The 15226-nt window shown below is 61.5% G+C and carries 14 protein-coding genes; 8 read left to right on the top strand and 6 right to left on the bottom strand.

What is annotated here, in order from left to right; genetic code table 11:
* Positions 1 to 480: 480 nt before the first annotated feature.
* The 3 genes from PspS04_RS07030 to PspS04_RS07020 are packed head-to-tail and all read left to right on the top strand — an operon-like array spanning position 481 to position 5382.
* Positions 481 to 1839, top strand: a complete 1359-nt coding sequence (locus tag PspS04_RS07030) for a TolC family outer membrane protein (protein WP_095170947.1) — start codon at positions 481 to 483, stop codon at positions 1837 to 1839.
* Between the two features lie 18 nt (positions 1840 to 1857).
* Positions 1858 to 4017 (top strand): type I secretion system permease/ATPase, encoded by a 2160-nt coding sequence (locus PspS04_RS07025; RefSeq protein WP_095170946.1) that lies wholly within the window; start codon positions 1858 to 1860, stop codon positions 4015 to 4017.
* 9 nt (positions 4018 to 4026) lie between these two features.
* Complete coding sequence (locus PspS04_RS07020) at positions 4027 to 5382, top strand: HlyD family type I secretion periplasmic adaptor subunit (RefSeq protein WP_159994322.1); 1356 nt, start codon at positions 4027 to 4029, stop codon at positions 5380 to 5382.
* A gap of 143 nt (positions 5383 to 5525) precedes the next feature.
* Here the strand turns inward: PspS04_RS07020 and PspS04_RS07015 are convergent, their stop codons facing one another.
* Positions 5526 to 6122: a tRNA-uridine aminocarboxypropyltransferase gene (locus PspS04_RS07015; RefSeq protein ID WP_159994320.1), complete on the bottom strand. Its 597-nt coding sequence runs from the start codon at positions 6120 to 6122 to the stop codon at positions 5526 to 5528.
* Between the two features lie 5 nt (positions 6123 to 6127).
* The gene (locus PspS04_RS07010) at positions 6128 to 7021 is read right to left on the bottom strand and encodes a LysR family transcriptional regulator (RefSeq protein ID WP_095170940.1); all 894 of its coding nucleotides are present in this window, start codon (positions 7019 to 7021) and stop codon (positions 6128 to 6130) included.
* A gap of 236 nt (positions 7022 to 7257) precedes the next feature.
* On the opposite strand from PspS04_RS07010, the gene speB reads away from it, so the two are divergent.
* Together speB and PspS04_RS07000 are read left to right on the top strand one after the other, a co-directional pair.
* On the top strand, positions 7258 to 8208 hold the full coding sequence (speB, locus tag PspS04_RS07005) for an agmatinase (RefSeq protein ID WP_159994318.1): 951 nt from the start codon (positions 7258 to 7260) through the stop codon (positions 8206 to 8208).
* A gap of 293 nt (positions 8209 to 8501) precedes the next feature.
* Positions 8502 to 9881: a sodium:solute symporter gene (locus PspS04_RS07000; protein ID WP_095170936.1), complete on the top strand. Its 1380-nt coding sequence runs from the start codon at positions 8502 to 8504 to the stop codon at positions 9879 to 9881.
* 210 nt (positions 9882 to 10091) lie between these two features.
* On the opposite strand, the gene PspS04_RS27980 is transcribed toward PspS04_RS07000, so the two are convergent.
* From PspS04_RS27980 to PspS04_RS06990, 3 genes are all read right to left on the bottom strand, one after another.
* Entirely contained in the window at positions 10092 to 10220 is a 129-nt protein-coding gene (locus tag PspS04_RS27980) for a PA1414 family protein (RefSeq protein WP_256562504.1), read from the bottom strand.
* 139 nt (positions 10221 to 10359) lie between these two features.
* On the bottom strand, positions 10360 to 11292 hold the full coding sequence (locus tag PspS04_RS06995) for a DMT family transporter (RefSeq protein WP_159994316.1): 933 nt from the start codon (positions 11290 to 11292) through the stop codon (positions 10360 to 10362).
* A 201-nt stretch (positions 11293 to 11493) separates the two neighbouring features.
* Positions 11494 to 12330, bottom strand: coding sequence for a CvfB family protein (locus PspS04_RS06990; protein ID WP_095170932.1), 837 nt, complete (start codon positions 12328 to 12330; stop codon positions 11494 to 11496).
* Between the two features lie 351 nt (positions 12331 to 12681).
* Here PspS04_RS06990 and PspS04_RS06985 point away from each other — a divergent pair, with 351 nt between their 5' ends.
* From PspS04_RS06985 to PspS04_RS06975, 3 genes are all read left to right on the top strand, one after another.
* Complete coding sequence (locus PspS04_RS06985) at positions 12682 to 12870, top strand: hypothetical protein (RefSeq protein WP_030131898.1); 189 nt, start codon at positions 12682 to 12684, stop codon at positions 12868 to 12870.
* A gap of 91 nt (positions 12871 to 12961) precedes the next feature.
* Positions 12962 to 13678, top strand: a complete 717-nt coding sequence (locus tag PspS04_RS06980; protein ID WP_159994314.1) for a TorF family putative porin — start codon at positions 12962 to 12964, stop codon at positions 13676 to 13678.
* A 66-nt stretch (positions 13679 to 13744) separates the two neighbouring features.
* Positions 13745 to 14602, top strand: coding sequence for a DUF6279 family lipoprotein (locus PspS04_RS06975; RefSeq protein WP_095170928.1), 858 nt, complete (start codon positions 13745 to 13747; stop codon positions 14600 to 14602).
* A gap of 31 nt (positions 14603 to 14633) precedes the next feature.
* On the opposite strand, the gene PspS04_RS06970 is transcribed toward PspS04_RS06975, so the two are convergent.
* Positions 14634 to 15026, bottom strand: a complete 393-nt coding sequence (locus tag PspS04_RS06970) for a transcriptional regulator (RefSeq protein ID WP_095170926.1) — start codon at positions 15024 to 15026, stop codon at positions 14634 to 14636.
* Between the last annotated feature and the right edge of the window lie 200 nt (positions 15027 to 15226).

Genomic DNA, 15226 nt, shown 5'->3' with positions numbered 1-15226 from the left:
TCGCACTTCAAGGTGCAAGCCCTTGCCTGACGTGGATCTCGCCTCGCGTGCCTACGCAGGCGGGCTGATGATCGCGGGACAAAACTGAATGAAATCATTCACTCAGCGCCGCCTAGCCGTTCTACGAGGGTGGCTGACGATGGATCTTCGGCAACATGCCAATATTTTGTCGCCTAAAAACCGTTCAGCCTCCATCCCCTCCAGCGCTTCTCCACCCTATGTTGCAAAAGTGTTGGAACCTTTTCCAGCCTCGCCAAGCTCCCTAGAGCTCATAAATACAAGGCTTGTGCAGGGAACAATGTGCCGGTTTTTTCGAGGCGCATAAGTTTTTTTCGACATATGCGTTATGAGAAATCCTTCTTAGCTTCTGCCTAGGATGTTCTTAGCTCTGTTGTTACATGCTTGATACGGTTTTTGCCGAAAATAACGCCAAATTATTGGCGACAGTCAAGCACCATTAGTCACAGGGAGAGGCACCCCATGCGCGTATTTACCCCGCTCTGCAGTGCGATTCTGATCGCCATGGCCTGCGCACAACAGGCCCAGGCCATGTCGCTGACCGAGGCGATTCAAAGCACCCTGGACAACCACCCGGAACTGCACGCCAGTGAGAACAATCGCCTGTCTGCGGATGAAGACGTAAAAGTCGCCAAGGGCGGTTTTTATCCTTCACTCGACCTGAACGCCGGTTATGGCCGTGGCTACAGCGACAACACCAACACCCGCGCGCAGGGCAATCACCATACAGAAATCGATTGGTACACCCAGTCGGAGCTGCGCCTGCGGCAAATGCTGTTTGACGGGTTCAACACCGCCAACGAAGTCGGGCGCACCCAGGCCATCGTCAACTCCCGGGCCTACTACACCCGCGGCACCGCCGAGAGCCTGGCCCTGCGCACCATCGAGGTGTACCTGGAAGTACTCAAGCGCCGGGAACTGGTGACCCTGGCCACCAACAACCTGCAGGCGCACTTGCGGGTCAACGACCAGATCGGCCTGCGCACCGAGCGCGGCGTCGGCAGCAATGCCGACCTCGATCAATCCAAGGCGCGTCGCGCCCTGGCGGAAAACAACCTGGACACCGCCCAGGTCGATCTCGCCGATGCCGAAGCCAACTTCTTCAGCGCCGTAGGGCGCATGCCCGACGAACTGGAAAGCCTGCCCTCGATTCGCGGCGAGGTTCCGCAGAGCCTGCCGGATGCCCGTCAGGCAATGATGGAAAACAACCCCTACCTCAAGTCCGCCCAGGCCGACGTGAACTCCGCCGAGAGCCAGTACGAAGTCGCCAAGTCGCCGTTCTACCCACGCTTCGATGCAGAGGCGGCGGTGGGTGCCAACAACAACATCCAGGGAGACCAGGGCCACGACAACGAGTGGCGCGTCGGTGTGATCATGAACTACAACCTGTTCCGCGGCGGCAGTGACAAGGCCCGCCTGCAATCGGATGCGCACAAGATCAACCAGGCCATGGACATCCGCAACAACGCCCTGCGCATGCTCAACGAGAACATCACCCTGGCCTGGAACGCCATGGTCAACGCCAAGAAACAAACCCCCACCGCCCGCGAATACGCCGATACCACCATGCGCGTGCGCGCCGCCTACCAGGATCAATTCGGCCTCGGCCAGCGCACCCTGCTCGACCTGCTGGACAGTGAAAACGAGCTGTACAACGCCAATCGCCGCTACACCGAAGTGCGCTACACCGAGGAGTTTTCCATGTACCGGATCCTGGCGAACATGGGCGAGCTGTTGAGCAAAGCCAAGGTGGTGGTGCCGGCCGAGGCGATTGCGCAAAGCGAAGTGAAAAGCCAGGCCCGTCTGCCAGAGATGCGCTAGCGAACCGGGGTACCCGAATTGACCAGCATGCAACCCGGCAACACTGGCGCCGACCCACGCCTGAGCTTTGATGATCCGTTGCTCGATGGCTTGCTGATCCTGTGCAAGCTGCACGGCTGCAATGTCAGCCGGGCCAGCCTGAGCGCCGGACTGCCGCTGGACAAGCAACGTCTGAGCCTCGACCTGCTGCCCCGCGCCGCCGCCCGGGCCAGCCTGCAAGCGCGCTTGCTGCGCCGTGAACTGGGGTCGCTGTCGGCGCTCAACCTGCCGGTCCTGCTGATTCTCAAGGACCGCCGCTGCGCGGTCCTGCGCCGCTGGGGCGAGGATGGCCAGGCCCTGATCCTGCCCAGCGAGGCCGAAGGTGGCGAACAATGGGTCAGCCGCGAAGAACTGGCCGAAGCCTACAGCGGCCAGGCGCTGTTCGCCCGCCCCCGGCATGAACTCGAAGAGCTGCGTTCACCCCTGGTGCCACGGGTCGACGCCTGGTTTCGCGACACCCTCAAGCTGTCCCGCTGGCTGTACAGCGACGCGATCCTGGCGAGTTTCCTGATCAACCTGCTGGGCTTGATGGTGCCGCTGTTCGTCATGCAGACCTACGACCGGGTGGTGCCGAACCAGGCCACCTCGACCCTGTGGGTGTTGGCCATCGGCCTGTTGATCGGCACTGGTTTCGAACTGGTGCTGCGGGTGGTGCGCGCGCACTTGCTGGACACCGCAGGGCGCAAGACCGACGTGATCCTGTCCGCGACCCTGTTCGAGCGCATCACCGGCATGGCGATGAAAGCCCGGCCAGCGACCATCGGCGGCTTTGCCCAGAGCATCCACGACTTCCAGGGCCTGCGTGAATTTCTCACGGCGGTGACCCTCACCAGCCTGATCGACCTGCCGTTCGCCGTGCTGATGCTGGTGGTGATCGGCCTGCTCGGCGGCTGGCTGGTGGTGATCCCGATGCTCGCGTTTCCCATCACCATCATCTTCGCCCTGCTGATCCAGTCCCGCCTGCGCGACACCGTGCACAAGAGCCTGGCCTTGGGCGCCGAACGCCAGGCGCTACTGATCGAAACCCTCGGCGGCCTGGAAACCCTCAAGGCCTGCAGCGCCGAGAGCGAACGCCAGCACCGCTGGGAAAGCACCCACGGCGCCCTGACCCGCCTCGACAGCCACGCGCGCAACCTCGCGGCGCTGGCCACCAATGGCACCCTGTTCATCCAGCAGTTCTCCGGCATGGCGACCATCGTCGCCGGGGTCTACAGCATCATCGCCGGCAACCTCAGCGTCGGCGCACTGGTGGCGACCTACATGCTCGGCAGCCGGGTGCTCGCGCCGCTCGGCCAGATTGCCGGGTTGATCACCCGCTACCAGCAAGCCCAACTGACGATGAAGAGCACCGATGCGCTGATGTCCCTGCCCCAGGAACGCGACGCCGGCCAGCGGCCCCTGGAGCGTACGCAACTGCAAGGGGCGCTGGACGTCAGCGGCGTGACCTTCCACTACCAGGGACAAAGCGCCCCGGCGCTGGCCACGGTCAGTTTCAGCCTCAAGCCTGGCGAGCGGATCGGCATCATCGGTCGCAGCGGATCGGGCAAAAGCACCCTGGCGCGCCTGGTGATGGGCTTCTATGCCCCGGACGAAGGCCAGTTGCTGCTCGATGGCCTGGACCTGCGGCAACTGGATGTCGCCGACCTGCGCCAGCAGATCGGCTATGTCGCGCACGACCTGCCGCTGCTGGCCGGCAGCCTGCGCGATAACCTGACCCTCGGCGCACGCTACATCAGCGATGCGCGCATGCTTGAGGTCGCCGAACTGACCGGCGTCACCGACCTGGCCCGCCAGCATCCCCAGGGCTTTGACCGCCCCGTGGGCGAACGCGGCCAACTGCTGTCCGGCGGTCAGCGCCAGGCGGTCCTGCTGGCCCGGGCCCTGCTGCTCGACCCACCGATCCTGGTGCTCGACGAACCCACCAGCGCCATGGACAACAGCAGCGAAGACGTCCTGCGCCAGAAACTGCAGACCTGGGTCCAGGGCAAGACCTTGCTGCTGGTGACCCACCGCACCTCGATGCTCAGCCTGGTGGACCGGCTGCTGGTGCTGGACAACGGCCGCATCGTCGCCGACGGTCCGAAAGAAGCGGTTATCGATGCACTGCGCAAGGGCCGAGTCGGCTCTGCGGCCGTCTAGGAGTGGCACATGTCCGGGCCTACAGGTGATCGCGGCTACTTTGGCAGTTTTGGCAAAAGTGCCGAAAGCGAGTTCATGCCGGAAACCGCCAGCGCCTCGCTGCAGGATTCGCCGCGCTGGTCGCGGGTCACCGTGTGGCTCGCCGCCGCGCTGATCATCAGCGCCGTGGTCTGGGCCAGGTTCGCGGTGCTGCAGGAAGTCACCATGGGCGAAGGCAAGGCGATTCCCTCGAGCAAAGTGCAGGTGATCCAGAACCTCGAAGGCGGGATTGTCACCGAGATCTTCGTGCGTGAAGGCCAAATGGTGAACAAGGGCGACACGTTGCTGCGCCTCGACGACACACGGTTCCTGTCGAACAAGGGCGAAAGCGAGGCCGATCGGTATGCCTTGACCGCCCAGGTCGAACGTCTGTCCGCCGAAGCCGAGGGGCGGCCGTTCAAACTCTCCCCCGAGGTGATCGCCAAGGCCCCGCAAGTCGCCGAAGACGAACGCTCGCTGTTCGAACAACGGCAACGGCGCCTGGCCAGCGAACAGCGGACCCTCAGCGAGCAACTTCGGCAAAAAACCCAGGAGCTGGCGGAGTTTCGCTCCAAGCAGGGGCAATACAGTTCGAGCCTGGCACTGCTCAACCAGGAAATGAATATGTCTGCGCCGCTGGTCGGCACCGGTGCGGTGTCGCCGGTGGAGATCCTGCGGCTCAAGCGCAGTGCGGTGGAAATTCGTGGCTCGCTGAACGCCACCACCCTGGCCATTCCCCGCGCCGAGTCAGCCATCGACGAGATCAAGAGCAAGCTCGACGAATCGGTACAGAGCTTTCGCTCGGACGCGGCCAAGGAGCTCAACGAGAAGCGCACCGAACTGTCGAAAATCACCGCCACCAGCATCGCCATCGACGATCGGGTCACCCGCACCACCGTGGTCTCGCCGGTGCACGGGATCATCAAGGTGCTCAAGGTCAACACCATCGGCGGCGTGGTCCAGCCCGGCAGCGACATGCTGGAAATCGTGCCCCTGGAAGACAACCTGCTGATCGAGGCCAAGGTCCGCCCGCAGGACGTGGCCTTCCTGCATCCAGGACAGAAAGCCATGGTCAAGTTCAGCGCCTACGACTACACCATCTACGGCGGGCTGAGCGCCAAACTAGAACTGATCGGCGCCGACACCATCACCGACGACAAGGGCAACAGCTTCTACCTGATCCAGGTGCGCACCGACAAAAACCATTTGGGCGGGGACGTTAAACCACTGCTGATCATCCCGGGGATGGTGGCGACGGTGGACATCATTACCGGGGAGAAAACGGTGCTGGATTACTTGCTTAAACCGGTGTTGAAAGCGCGGACCGAGGCGATGCGGGAAAGGTAGCGGCGACTGACCCGACGCCATCGCGAGCAAGCTCGCTCCCACAGTGTCCGTTGTGTACACAAAATCTGCGAACACCACTGAACCTGTGGGGGCGGCGGTGCGACGATTCGACTTGCCCGCGATGGGGCCCGCACAAACAACAACTATTTCGGCCCATGGTTGCGTTGAAAAACCTCCTCCCCCATCGCCGCAATCTGCCCCTCGATCAATGCTTCAAACGGCTTCAACAACGGCGCAAACGTCGCCGGCGCTTCGAGGGTTTCCAGCGCCTGCACAATCGCCTCCACCGTCGACAACGCCCCCGGTCCCGGCGCCTTGCGCAGCCGATAGCGAGACACACCGCCCTCGGCCAGCGTCACCCTCGGCAACGCCGCCAGCAGCGGATTGAGGTGCAGCATCTTGCGCGCCTTGCGCCAGGTGCCGTCCGGGACGACCAGCAGCAACGGTTCGTCTGTCGTGGCATAAGCCTGCATCGGCTGCGCATCGTCACCGGGGAACAGCAACCGCGCCCGATACCCCGGCTGATTCAACAGCGCCGGCAAATCCTCGAACACCTCGCCGACGATCAACTCGGCATTCTTCAACCCAAGCGCCGCCAGCCGCGCGGTGTTCAAGGCGTGGTTCACTTCGCTGGGATGCTGCAGCAGCAGCACCCGGGTGCGGCTGTCGAGGCTGGGGATCAGCGGGCACAGGCAATGGGTTTGCGGGCGCAGGCAGCGCGGACATTGAATTCTGGACATGGTCTTCAGGCCTGATTCAGTTGGGCTTTAAGCAAGTCACGGAAGGTCTGGATCAGCGGTTCGCGACTGCGCCCCCGCCGCACAATCATCGAAAACGGCGCCTGGTAGCCGAAGGTGGCCGGCAGCAACACCCGCAGATCGCCCTTGTCGGCCCAGGCCTGGGCGTAGTGCTCGGGCAGGTAGCCGATGTAGGCGCCGGACAGCACCAGAATCAACTGCGCCTCCATACTGTCCACGGTCGCGGCGCTGTGCTTGAAGCCGTGGCGGGCCAGTTCGGCCTGGCTCCAGTAGCCACGCCCGACCATGCGTTGCTGGGTAATCAACTGTTCGGGTATGCGCCGCTCGGTGAACAGCGGGTGGCGGTTGCTGCAATACAACCAGTGCTGCTCACGATAGAGCGGCATGTAGACCAGGCCGCTCATGCGGGTCGAGAACGCGCCGATAGCCAGGTCCAGGCGGTTGTCCTGCACCCCGAGTTGCAATTCGTAGGGGCTCATTACCGACAGGTGCAAATGCACCGCCGGGTGCTCCAGGGTGTAGGCGCCGATGGCTTCGGCGAACGGCAAGGCCTTGTCGCTGACGGTGGAGTCGATCACCCCCAGGTTGAGCGTACCGCGCAACTCGCCCTTGAGCGCGGCGGCGTATTGCTCGAAGCCTTCGAGCTCGCCGAGCAGGCGCAAGGTCTCCTGGTGAAACAGCTCGCCCTTGCTGGTCAGGCTGAACCCGCCCCGCCCACGATGGCAGAGCACCAGGCCCAACGCGGCTTCGAGCTGGCTCATGTAGGTGCTGATGGCCGAGGTCGACAGGTTGAGCTCGTGCTGGGCATTGGCGAACCCCTGATGACGGACCACGCTGACGAAGATGCGCAATAGTTTCAGGTCGGGTAAAGCGTTGGCCATGGCAGAGCTCCGAGTGACGTCGCGACACAGTCCCTGTAGCAGCTGGTGCAGCCTGCGTTCGGCTGCGAAGTCTATCGCCCCCGTCAGCATTAGTTTAGAAAAATCTGAACTAAGTATTTGCCGGTAGCGATTCTTCTACGCAACTACATTTCGCAGAATCCGCCCAACAGGTGCCCGTGCATTCCCGATGCGCTGCGCAACCCCATAAATAAAACAAAGACGATGAGGCCATACCCGTGGACAAAATTCTTCACCAACCACTGGGCGGCAACGAAATGCCGCGCTTCGGCGGCATCGCCACCATGATGCGACTCCCCCACTTGCAAACCGCTGCCGGCCTGGACGCTGCCTTCATTGGCATCCCGCTGGACATCGGCACCTCGCTGCGCGCCGGTACCCGCTTCGGGCCCCGGGAGATCCGCGCTGAATCGGTGATGATCCGCCCGTACAACATGGCCACCGGTGCCGCGCCGTTCGACTCGCTGTCGGTTGCCGACATCGGTGACGTGGCGATCAACACCTTCAACCTGCTGGATGCCGTGCGCATCATCGAAGAGTCCTACGACGAGATCCTCGAACACGACGTGATCCCGCTGACCCTTGGTGGCGACCACACCATCACCCTGCCGATCCTGCGGGCCATCCACAAGAAGCACGGCAAGGTCGGCCTGGTGCATATCGACGCTCACGCCGATGTCAACGATCACATGTTCGGCGAGAAGATCGCCCATGGCACCACCTTCCGCCGCGCCGTCGAAGAAGGCCTGCTGGACTGCGACCGTGTGGTGCAGATCGGCCTGCGCGCCCAGGGCTATACCGCGGAGGACTTCAACTGGAGCCGCAAACAGGGGTTCCGTGTGGTCCAGGCCGAAGAGTGCTGGCACAAATCCCTGGCGCCGCTGATGGCTGAAGTGCGCGAGAAAGTCGGCGGTGGCCCGGTGTACCTGAGCTTCGACATCGATGGCATCGATCCGGCCTGGGCCCCTGGCACCGGCACCCCGGAAATCGGTGGCCTGACCACCATCCAGGCGATTGAAATCGTCCGTGGCTGCCAGGGTCTCGACCTGATTGGCTGCGACCTGGTAGAAGTCTCGCCGCCGTACGACACCACCGGCAACACCTCGCTGCTGGGCGCCAACCTGCTGTACGAAATGCTCTGCGTACTGCCGGGTGTGACCCACCGCTGAGGGTCCCCACAGGATCAGTTGCTCAAGGCTGGCGCCGACCGGATGACAGCCTTGGCCTGAACCGGTCGCGGGGCCTGGAGCAACGCATTAGCCAGGCGGGCGAAACCATCGTGTTTCGCCAGCAACCAAAGGCCATTGGCTGGCCTGCAACGAACACTTATCCGCCATGCCGCAAGGGCATGGCGTTGCGGGTTACACCGGTCATGCGCCAAACCGCCTGGCTAACGCACTCCCTTGCGCCGACAGATTGATTATTGCCTCACCATAAAAAAGACAATCGGAGACACGCCATCATGGCTTTAGATTTATTCGTCGTACTCATCTACGCCGCCGCGATGCTGATACTCGGCTACTACGGCATGCGCAAAGCCAAGACCAACGAGGACTTCCTGGTCGCCGGGCGCAATCTCGGCCCGAGCCTGTACATGGGCACCATGGCCGCCACCGTCCTGGGCGGCGCGTCCACCGTGGGCACCGTGCGCCTGGGCTACGTGCATGGCATCTCCGGTTTCTGGCTGTGCGCCGCACTGGGCTGCGGGATCGTGGCGCTGAACCTGTTCCTCGCCAAACCGCTGCTCAAGCTGAAGATCTACACCGTTACCCAGGTCCTGGAAAAACGCTACAACCCGATGGCCCGCTCCGCGAGCGCGATCATCATGCTGGCGTATGCGCTGATGATCGGCGTGACCTCGATCCTGGCGATCGGCACTGTGCTGCAAGTGCTGTTCGGCCTGCCGTTCTGGATCTCGGTACTGCTGGGTGGTGGCGTGGTGGTGATTTACTCGGCCATCGGCGGCATGTGGTCGCTGACCCTGACCGACATCGTCCAGTTCGTGATCAAGACCGTGGGCCTGATGTTCATCCTGCTGCCGATCTGCCTGTACCGCGTCGGCGGCTGGGACGAACTGGTGTTGAAACTGCCGGCGTCGAACTTCAGCTTCACGACCATCGGTTGGGACACCATCATCACCTACTTCATGATCTACTTCTTCGGCATCCTGATCGGCCAGGATATCTGGCAACGGGTGTTCACCGTGCGCACCGCCAAAGTGGCTCAGTACGCGGGTACATTCGCCGGGTTCTATTGCATTCTCTACGGCCTGGCCTGCGCCCTGATCGGCATGGCGGCACACGTGCTGATTCCGGACCTGGACAACGTCAACAACGCCTTCGCCGCCATCGTCAAACTGTCGCTGCCTGACGGTATCCGTGGCCTGGTGATTGCCGCAGCCCTGGCTGCCATGATGTCCACCGCCAGCGCCGGCCTGCTTGCCGCCGCCACGACCCTGACCGAAGACCTGCTGCCGAAACTGCGTGGTGGCAAACAGTCGAGCCTGAGAATCAACCGCCTGTTCACCGCACTGACCGGGATTGCCGTACTGGGCATCGCCCTGGTGGTGAACGACGTGATCAGCGCCCTGACCCTGGCCTACAACCTGTTGGTGGGCGGCATGCTGGTACCGCTGATCGGGGCAATTTTCTGGAAACGCGCGACCACCGCCGGTGCCATCGCCAGCATGGGCCTGGGCTTCGTCACCGCCCTGGTGTTCATGTTCAAGGATGGCCTGGATGCCAATACGCCGATCTACTACAGCCTGGCGGTCGGCCTGGTGAGCTTCATCGTGGTCAGCCTGGCGTCCCGTCGCCCGGCCTCCCTGGCCAACGCGATCTGACCCCAGGCCAGACGCCGTACACCTTTCTTCGGCGGGTGCAGCGTCGGTCGCTGCATCCGTTTTTTTTCGTCTGGGGAAAAGTAAGTCAGAAGAAAGTGGAGGTTTTCGAGCGGCGGAAAATGGGCCGCAGATGGAGGATCTGCGGCATAGTGATTACGCCTGCTGCGCAGGCGGACGCAGCCTGCGGCAGCTGCTACGACAACATGCGCTTTACCGGCGGCGCGGTTGGCGGCGGCGTTGTTCGTCGTCAGTGCGAATAGGCACGGGTTGCAGAGGTGGTTCGATCAAACCTAGCGCGACACCGAGGTCATGGAGCCAGTTTTGCAATTTCTCTTTCATGGTGCCCCCCTTCAGGGTAATGCCCAGCGACCGGGTTCTGTAAACGCTTCATACAGATAGTAGTCCGAACTCCTACGCAATGCTCGCCTCAGTACGCAAAGATCTGTTACCGAATTGATCCAAATCAACTTGCGCCCGGTCAGTGTTGCCCAAGGGCTTTGCGCAAACGACGGCGAACCCACTGTTCGGCGCTGACAAAGGTGATGCCCAGCAACACCAGCATCGCGCCGATGACAAAGTTGAGGGTTAGTTGTTCGCCGAGCAACAGCACGCCGAACGTGACACCGAACAGCGGCGTCATGAACGAAAACACCGCCAGGTTGGCGGCCAGATAGCGGCGCAACAACCAGAACCAGATCAGGTAACTGCAGAACGACACCACCAACCCCTGGAACAGCACGCTGGTGACCGCCACGGCGCTCAGGTGTACGTGGGTCACCTGGCCGCTGAGTATGGCGATCAGCAACAGGCCGACAAAGCCGACGATCAACTGATAGAACAGGGTCAGGGTCACTGGCGCTTCCGACAGGCGCGAAGCCCGCACCACCACCGTGGTCGCCCCCCAGGCGGCTCCGGCCAATACACCGAGCGCATCGCCCAGCAGCATGCGCCGGTCCAGGTTGTCCCAGGACACGCCCCCGGCAAACGCCACGCCGATGCCAATGAAGGCCAGCAGGATCCCCAGCCATTGCACCGCCCGTAAACGCTCGCTGGGCAATAGCCAGTGCACGCCCAGCGCGGTGAAGATCGGCGCGGTGTAGAGGAACACCGACATGTGCGCCGCGGTGGTCAGTTGCAGGCCTTCGGAAATGAACAGGAACTCCAGGCCGAACAGGCTGCCGGCCAGCAAGCCGCCACGCCAGGTCGCACTGACCTGATTCCAGCCGCCTTTCCAGCAGATCAGCAACCCCACCAGCAACGCCGAGATCCCCGAGCGACCGGCCGCCTGCATCACCGGCGCGATGTCCGCCGCCGCCCACTTGATCATCACCTGCTGGATGCCCCACACCAGGCACAGGCCAAACATCACTTGCAGGGCAAAGCCATCGACGCTGCGCCGAGTGACAATCATCAGGCAACCTCACACAGGGTCGAGGACATGGCAGTTACTCAAAAACCAATGGTGCAATGAACCCATGGAGACATGTAGGAGCGAGCTTGCTCGCGATGGTCGTCAACGAATACGCAATACTTCCTGTAGCTACGCGCAATATATGAGTTCATCGCGAGCAAGCTCGCTCCTACATCATCAAGCCATCACCCAGTTTGAGGGTCAGCTCAGTTCAATGCGGTCCGGGTGAATGACGATCTGGCCGTTCTTGTAGAGCGCGCCGATGGCCTTCTTGAAGTTGCCCTTGCTGACACCGAACAGGCTGCTGATCAGTGCCGGGTCGCTCTTGTCGCTGACCGGCAAGGTGCCGTTGTTGTCACGCAACTTGGCGAGGATCTTCGAGTTCAGGCTGGTGGCGGCCTCTTCTCCGACCGGCTGCAGGCTCAGGCTGATCTTGCCGTCGGCCCGCACTTCCTTGATGAAACCCTTCTCTTCCTTGCCGGCGCGCATGAACTTGAAGATTTCGTTCTTGTGGATCAGGCCCCAGTGCTTGTTGTTGATGATCGCCTTGAAGCCCATGTCGGTCGCTTCGGCCACCAGCAGGTCAACTTCCTGGCCGGGCGTGTAGTTGGCCGGGGTTTTGTCCAGGTAGCGGTCCAGACGCGCAGTCGCGGTGATACGACGGGTGTGCTTGTCGAGATAGACATGCACCACGCAGTATTCACCGGCGGTCATCTGGCGTTTTTCTTCGGAATACGGCAGCAGCAGGTCCTTGGGCAGGCCCCAGTCGAGAAACACGCCGATGCTGTTGACCTCAACCACTTTCAGGCTGGCAAATTCACCGACCTGAACTTTCGGTTTTTCTGTGGTGGCAATGAGTTTGTCATCGCTGTCCAGATAAACAAATACGTTGAGCCAGTCTTCATCTTCGCTGGGAATATCTTTTGGAATATAACGATTGGGCAACAGGATTTCGCCATCCGCGCCGCCGTCCAGATATAAACCGAAGTTAGTGTGTTTAACCACTTGCAAACTGTTGTAGCGCCCGACTAAAGCCATTTCCAATACCCTCATTGCGTGGGCGGCATTCTACCCGTTTTTGCCGCCGCCGTTGGGTGGCCGCAGGACCGGCTGTGAATTTTCCGCTGCAAGGTGCGATTTTCCTGGGTTTGGCCTGGCCGCTCGACCCCGCTCGTCAGGCCAGTTAACCCTCCGTCACGCCTGACAAGGTGCCAGACTGACCTTCTTGCACACCCAGGTTGTTATTTAAAACAGTGGCTTAGGGGAATATTTACAACTGCAACTTGGTATTGACCAAGCTTTCCCCCTGGTTATTCCAGAGGATATTTACCAAGCAATTGTCAAGTATTTCCTGTACGATGCCTGGCCAAGTTAATTTTCTACAGGTTAATGGCCGCCATGCGCGTAAAAGCATCCAACAGCAAAGCAAAGCCAGCTCCAGCCGTTGAAACCAGCGAATCGATCAACGACCAGATTGCTGCTTTCCTCAAGTCCGGTGGCGAGATCCAGCAAATTGCCAAAGGCGTCAGCGGCCAGACATTCGGCCCATCCAAGCAGATCACCCTGGGCAAAAAGTAATACCCCCGCGCGTTACCCTGGTCCCTAAGCGCTTTGGCTATCGAAGCGCTAGGACTGGAACACTCCCCGCAGTACCCGTAACCTCCCCCGTATGTTCAAACCGACGATTTTCCTGATCAGCCTGCTGGCTTGCATGCACGCCGACGCGCAGATATTCCAGCGCGAACTCGGTGACTACGACCTCAAGCTAGGCACCAGCCCGAGCCGCAGCATGGCCCAGGGCCTGGTCAAGCCGTCCAGCAGCGGGTCCTTCCATGGCGGCCTGGACCTGAGCCATGACAGCGGCTGGTATGTCGGCCAGTGGGCGCCGAGCATGGGCCTGTCGCCAGCCAGCAACCTGGAGGTCGACTCCTACCTGGGCTTCAAACACCCCTTCGACGAGACCCTGGGCTATGAAGTGGGCATGATCCACTACAGCTACCCGCAACTGGACACCCTCGACAGCCAGGAGTTTTTCGGCGGCCTGACCCTGCTCGGCAGCCGCTTCGGCGCCGCCTTCAGCAACGATCCCGACCGACGCAATAGCACGCTGTTCGCCAATCTCAGTGGTAACGAACCCTTCGGCATCGGGCTCAGCCTCAAGTACACCAGCCACCGGTTAAACAGCCCAGTGTCGATCGCCGACGGCGGTTACATCTCCACCTTCAACGACTGGTCGGTCAAGCTTTCGCGACCGTGGTTGGGCATCGACCTGAACCTGATCTACAGTGATTCAAACCTCAATGGCAACGGGTGCAGCGCCTATTCCGGGCACAACAGCCAATGCGACGGCCTGCTCACCTTCAAGGCTGAACGCTCGTTCTATTGAAGGGCTGAACTGCCACCCGGTTTACGCGTTCAGATACCAGGACAACACCTTCGCAAGGATTGGCCCATGACGCGCTGGTTGCACCACCTGAGTCTGCTCCTGAGCCTGTGCCTGGCACTGACGGCCTGCAACCGTGTGGACCTGGCCTATCGCAACCTCGACGTGCTGATTCCCTGGACGCTCGACGACTACCTGGACATGAACAGCCAGCAGAAGGACTGGCTCGGCACACGCCTCAAACAAACGCTAAGCTGGCACTGCTCGACCCAGATGCCGGGTTACCTCGAATGGCTGGGCCAGCTGCAGCAGATGGTCGCCAGCAACCAGGTCAGCGACAGCGCGTTGCAAAGTCGCACCCTGGAAGCCAGGCAGGCAATCGCCCTGACCGCCCGGCAAATCACCCCCTCGGCGGTTGAGCTGTTGCAGGGCATGAGTGATCAACAGGTCAAGGAGATGAACCAGGCCTTCGCCAAAGACTTGCGTGAACGCCAGGACAAATACCTCAAGCCACCGCTGGCCCAGCAAATCCGTCAACGCGGCGCACGCATGGACAAGCGCCTGAGCGACTGGCTAGGGCCTCTCAATCAAGCGCAGAAAGCACGCGTGGTGGCTTGGTCCACCGCGCTCGGCGAGCAGAACCAGCAATGGATCGCCAACCGCGCCCATTGGCAGGCGCAGTTCAGCGCCGCCATGGCGCAACGCCAGAGCGCCGATTTTGCCCCGCGGATCGAAACCCTGCTGGTAGACCGCGAAAGCCTGTGGACCCCCGCCTACCGCCAGGCCTTCAGCGACACCGAAGCCCAGGCGCGCAGCCTGCTCGTCGACCTCATGGACCAAAGCACAGCCGAGCAACGCCAGCACCTGGTGCAAAAGATTGAAAAGCTGCGCAGCGACTTGAAAGCCCTGAAATGCCTCAAAGCCTGAGCGCAGCCATGACCCTGTGACCGCTAGCCGGTCAGGCGATCTGCGCCTTGCCCGCCACTTCATCAAAGGTCAGCGGATCCAGCCCATCAGCCTGTTCATCCAGCACTTGGCGAGGGTGCTCGTTGCCCGGAATGCTACTGTCGAGCAGGCTCAGCAAGCTCGAACCGCGGGGTGTCAGGATGAAGTTTTCACCATTGCCACCCTGATCCTCAGGGCGCGATTCGATGAAGCCACGGTCCAGCAGCAGCTTTTCATACTCGGTGGCCGTCACCTTCAACTCGTCCAGATTGCCGGTCGACTCGCCTTCGGCAGCCTTGGCTGCGGCGTGCTGTTCGGCGTAGGGGCGCGGGGTAAAGCTGTGGCCAGCGCTATTCTGCACTTCGTGCAACAGCCGTTCGATCAAGTCCCAGTTATAAGTCGTCATCCTGATTCAACCTCCAAAACTGCAAGTGAGAGGGTCTGCATAGGTTGTGACCGGTGCGATCGGTAGCCGTTCAGCCGGGATTTTTGCCACTCCCGACCGACGGTATGTCGAATCCCCCGCGCCCAGACGACTAGATGATGCAGGACGGTGCAACCGCGCAGCGCGGATCGACTTTCACCTCAGCAGGCAGGAGAACACAG

Source organism: Pseudomonas sp. S04, assembly GCF_009834545.1.
GTDB lineage: Bacteria > Pseudomonadota > Gammaproteobacteria > Pseudomonadales > Pseudomonadaceae > Aquipseudomonas.
Note: the sequence above shows the minus strand (reverse complement) of the source record. Positions and strands in the feature narration are given on the sequence as shown.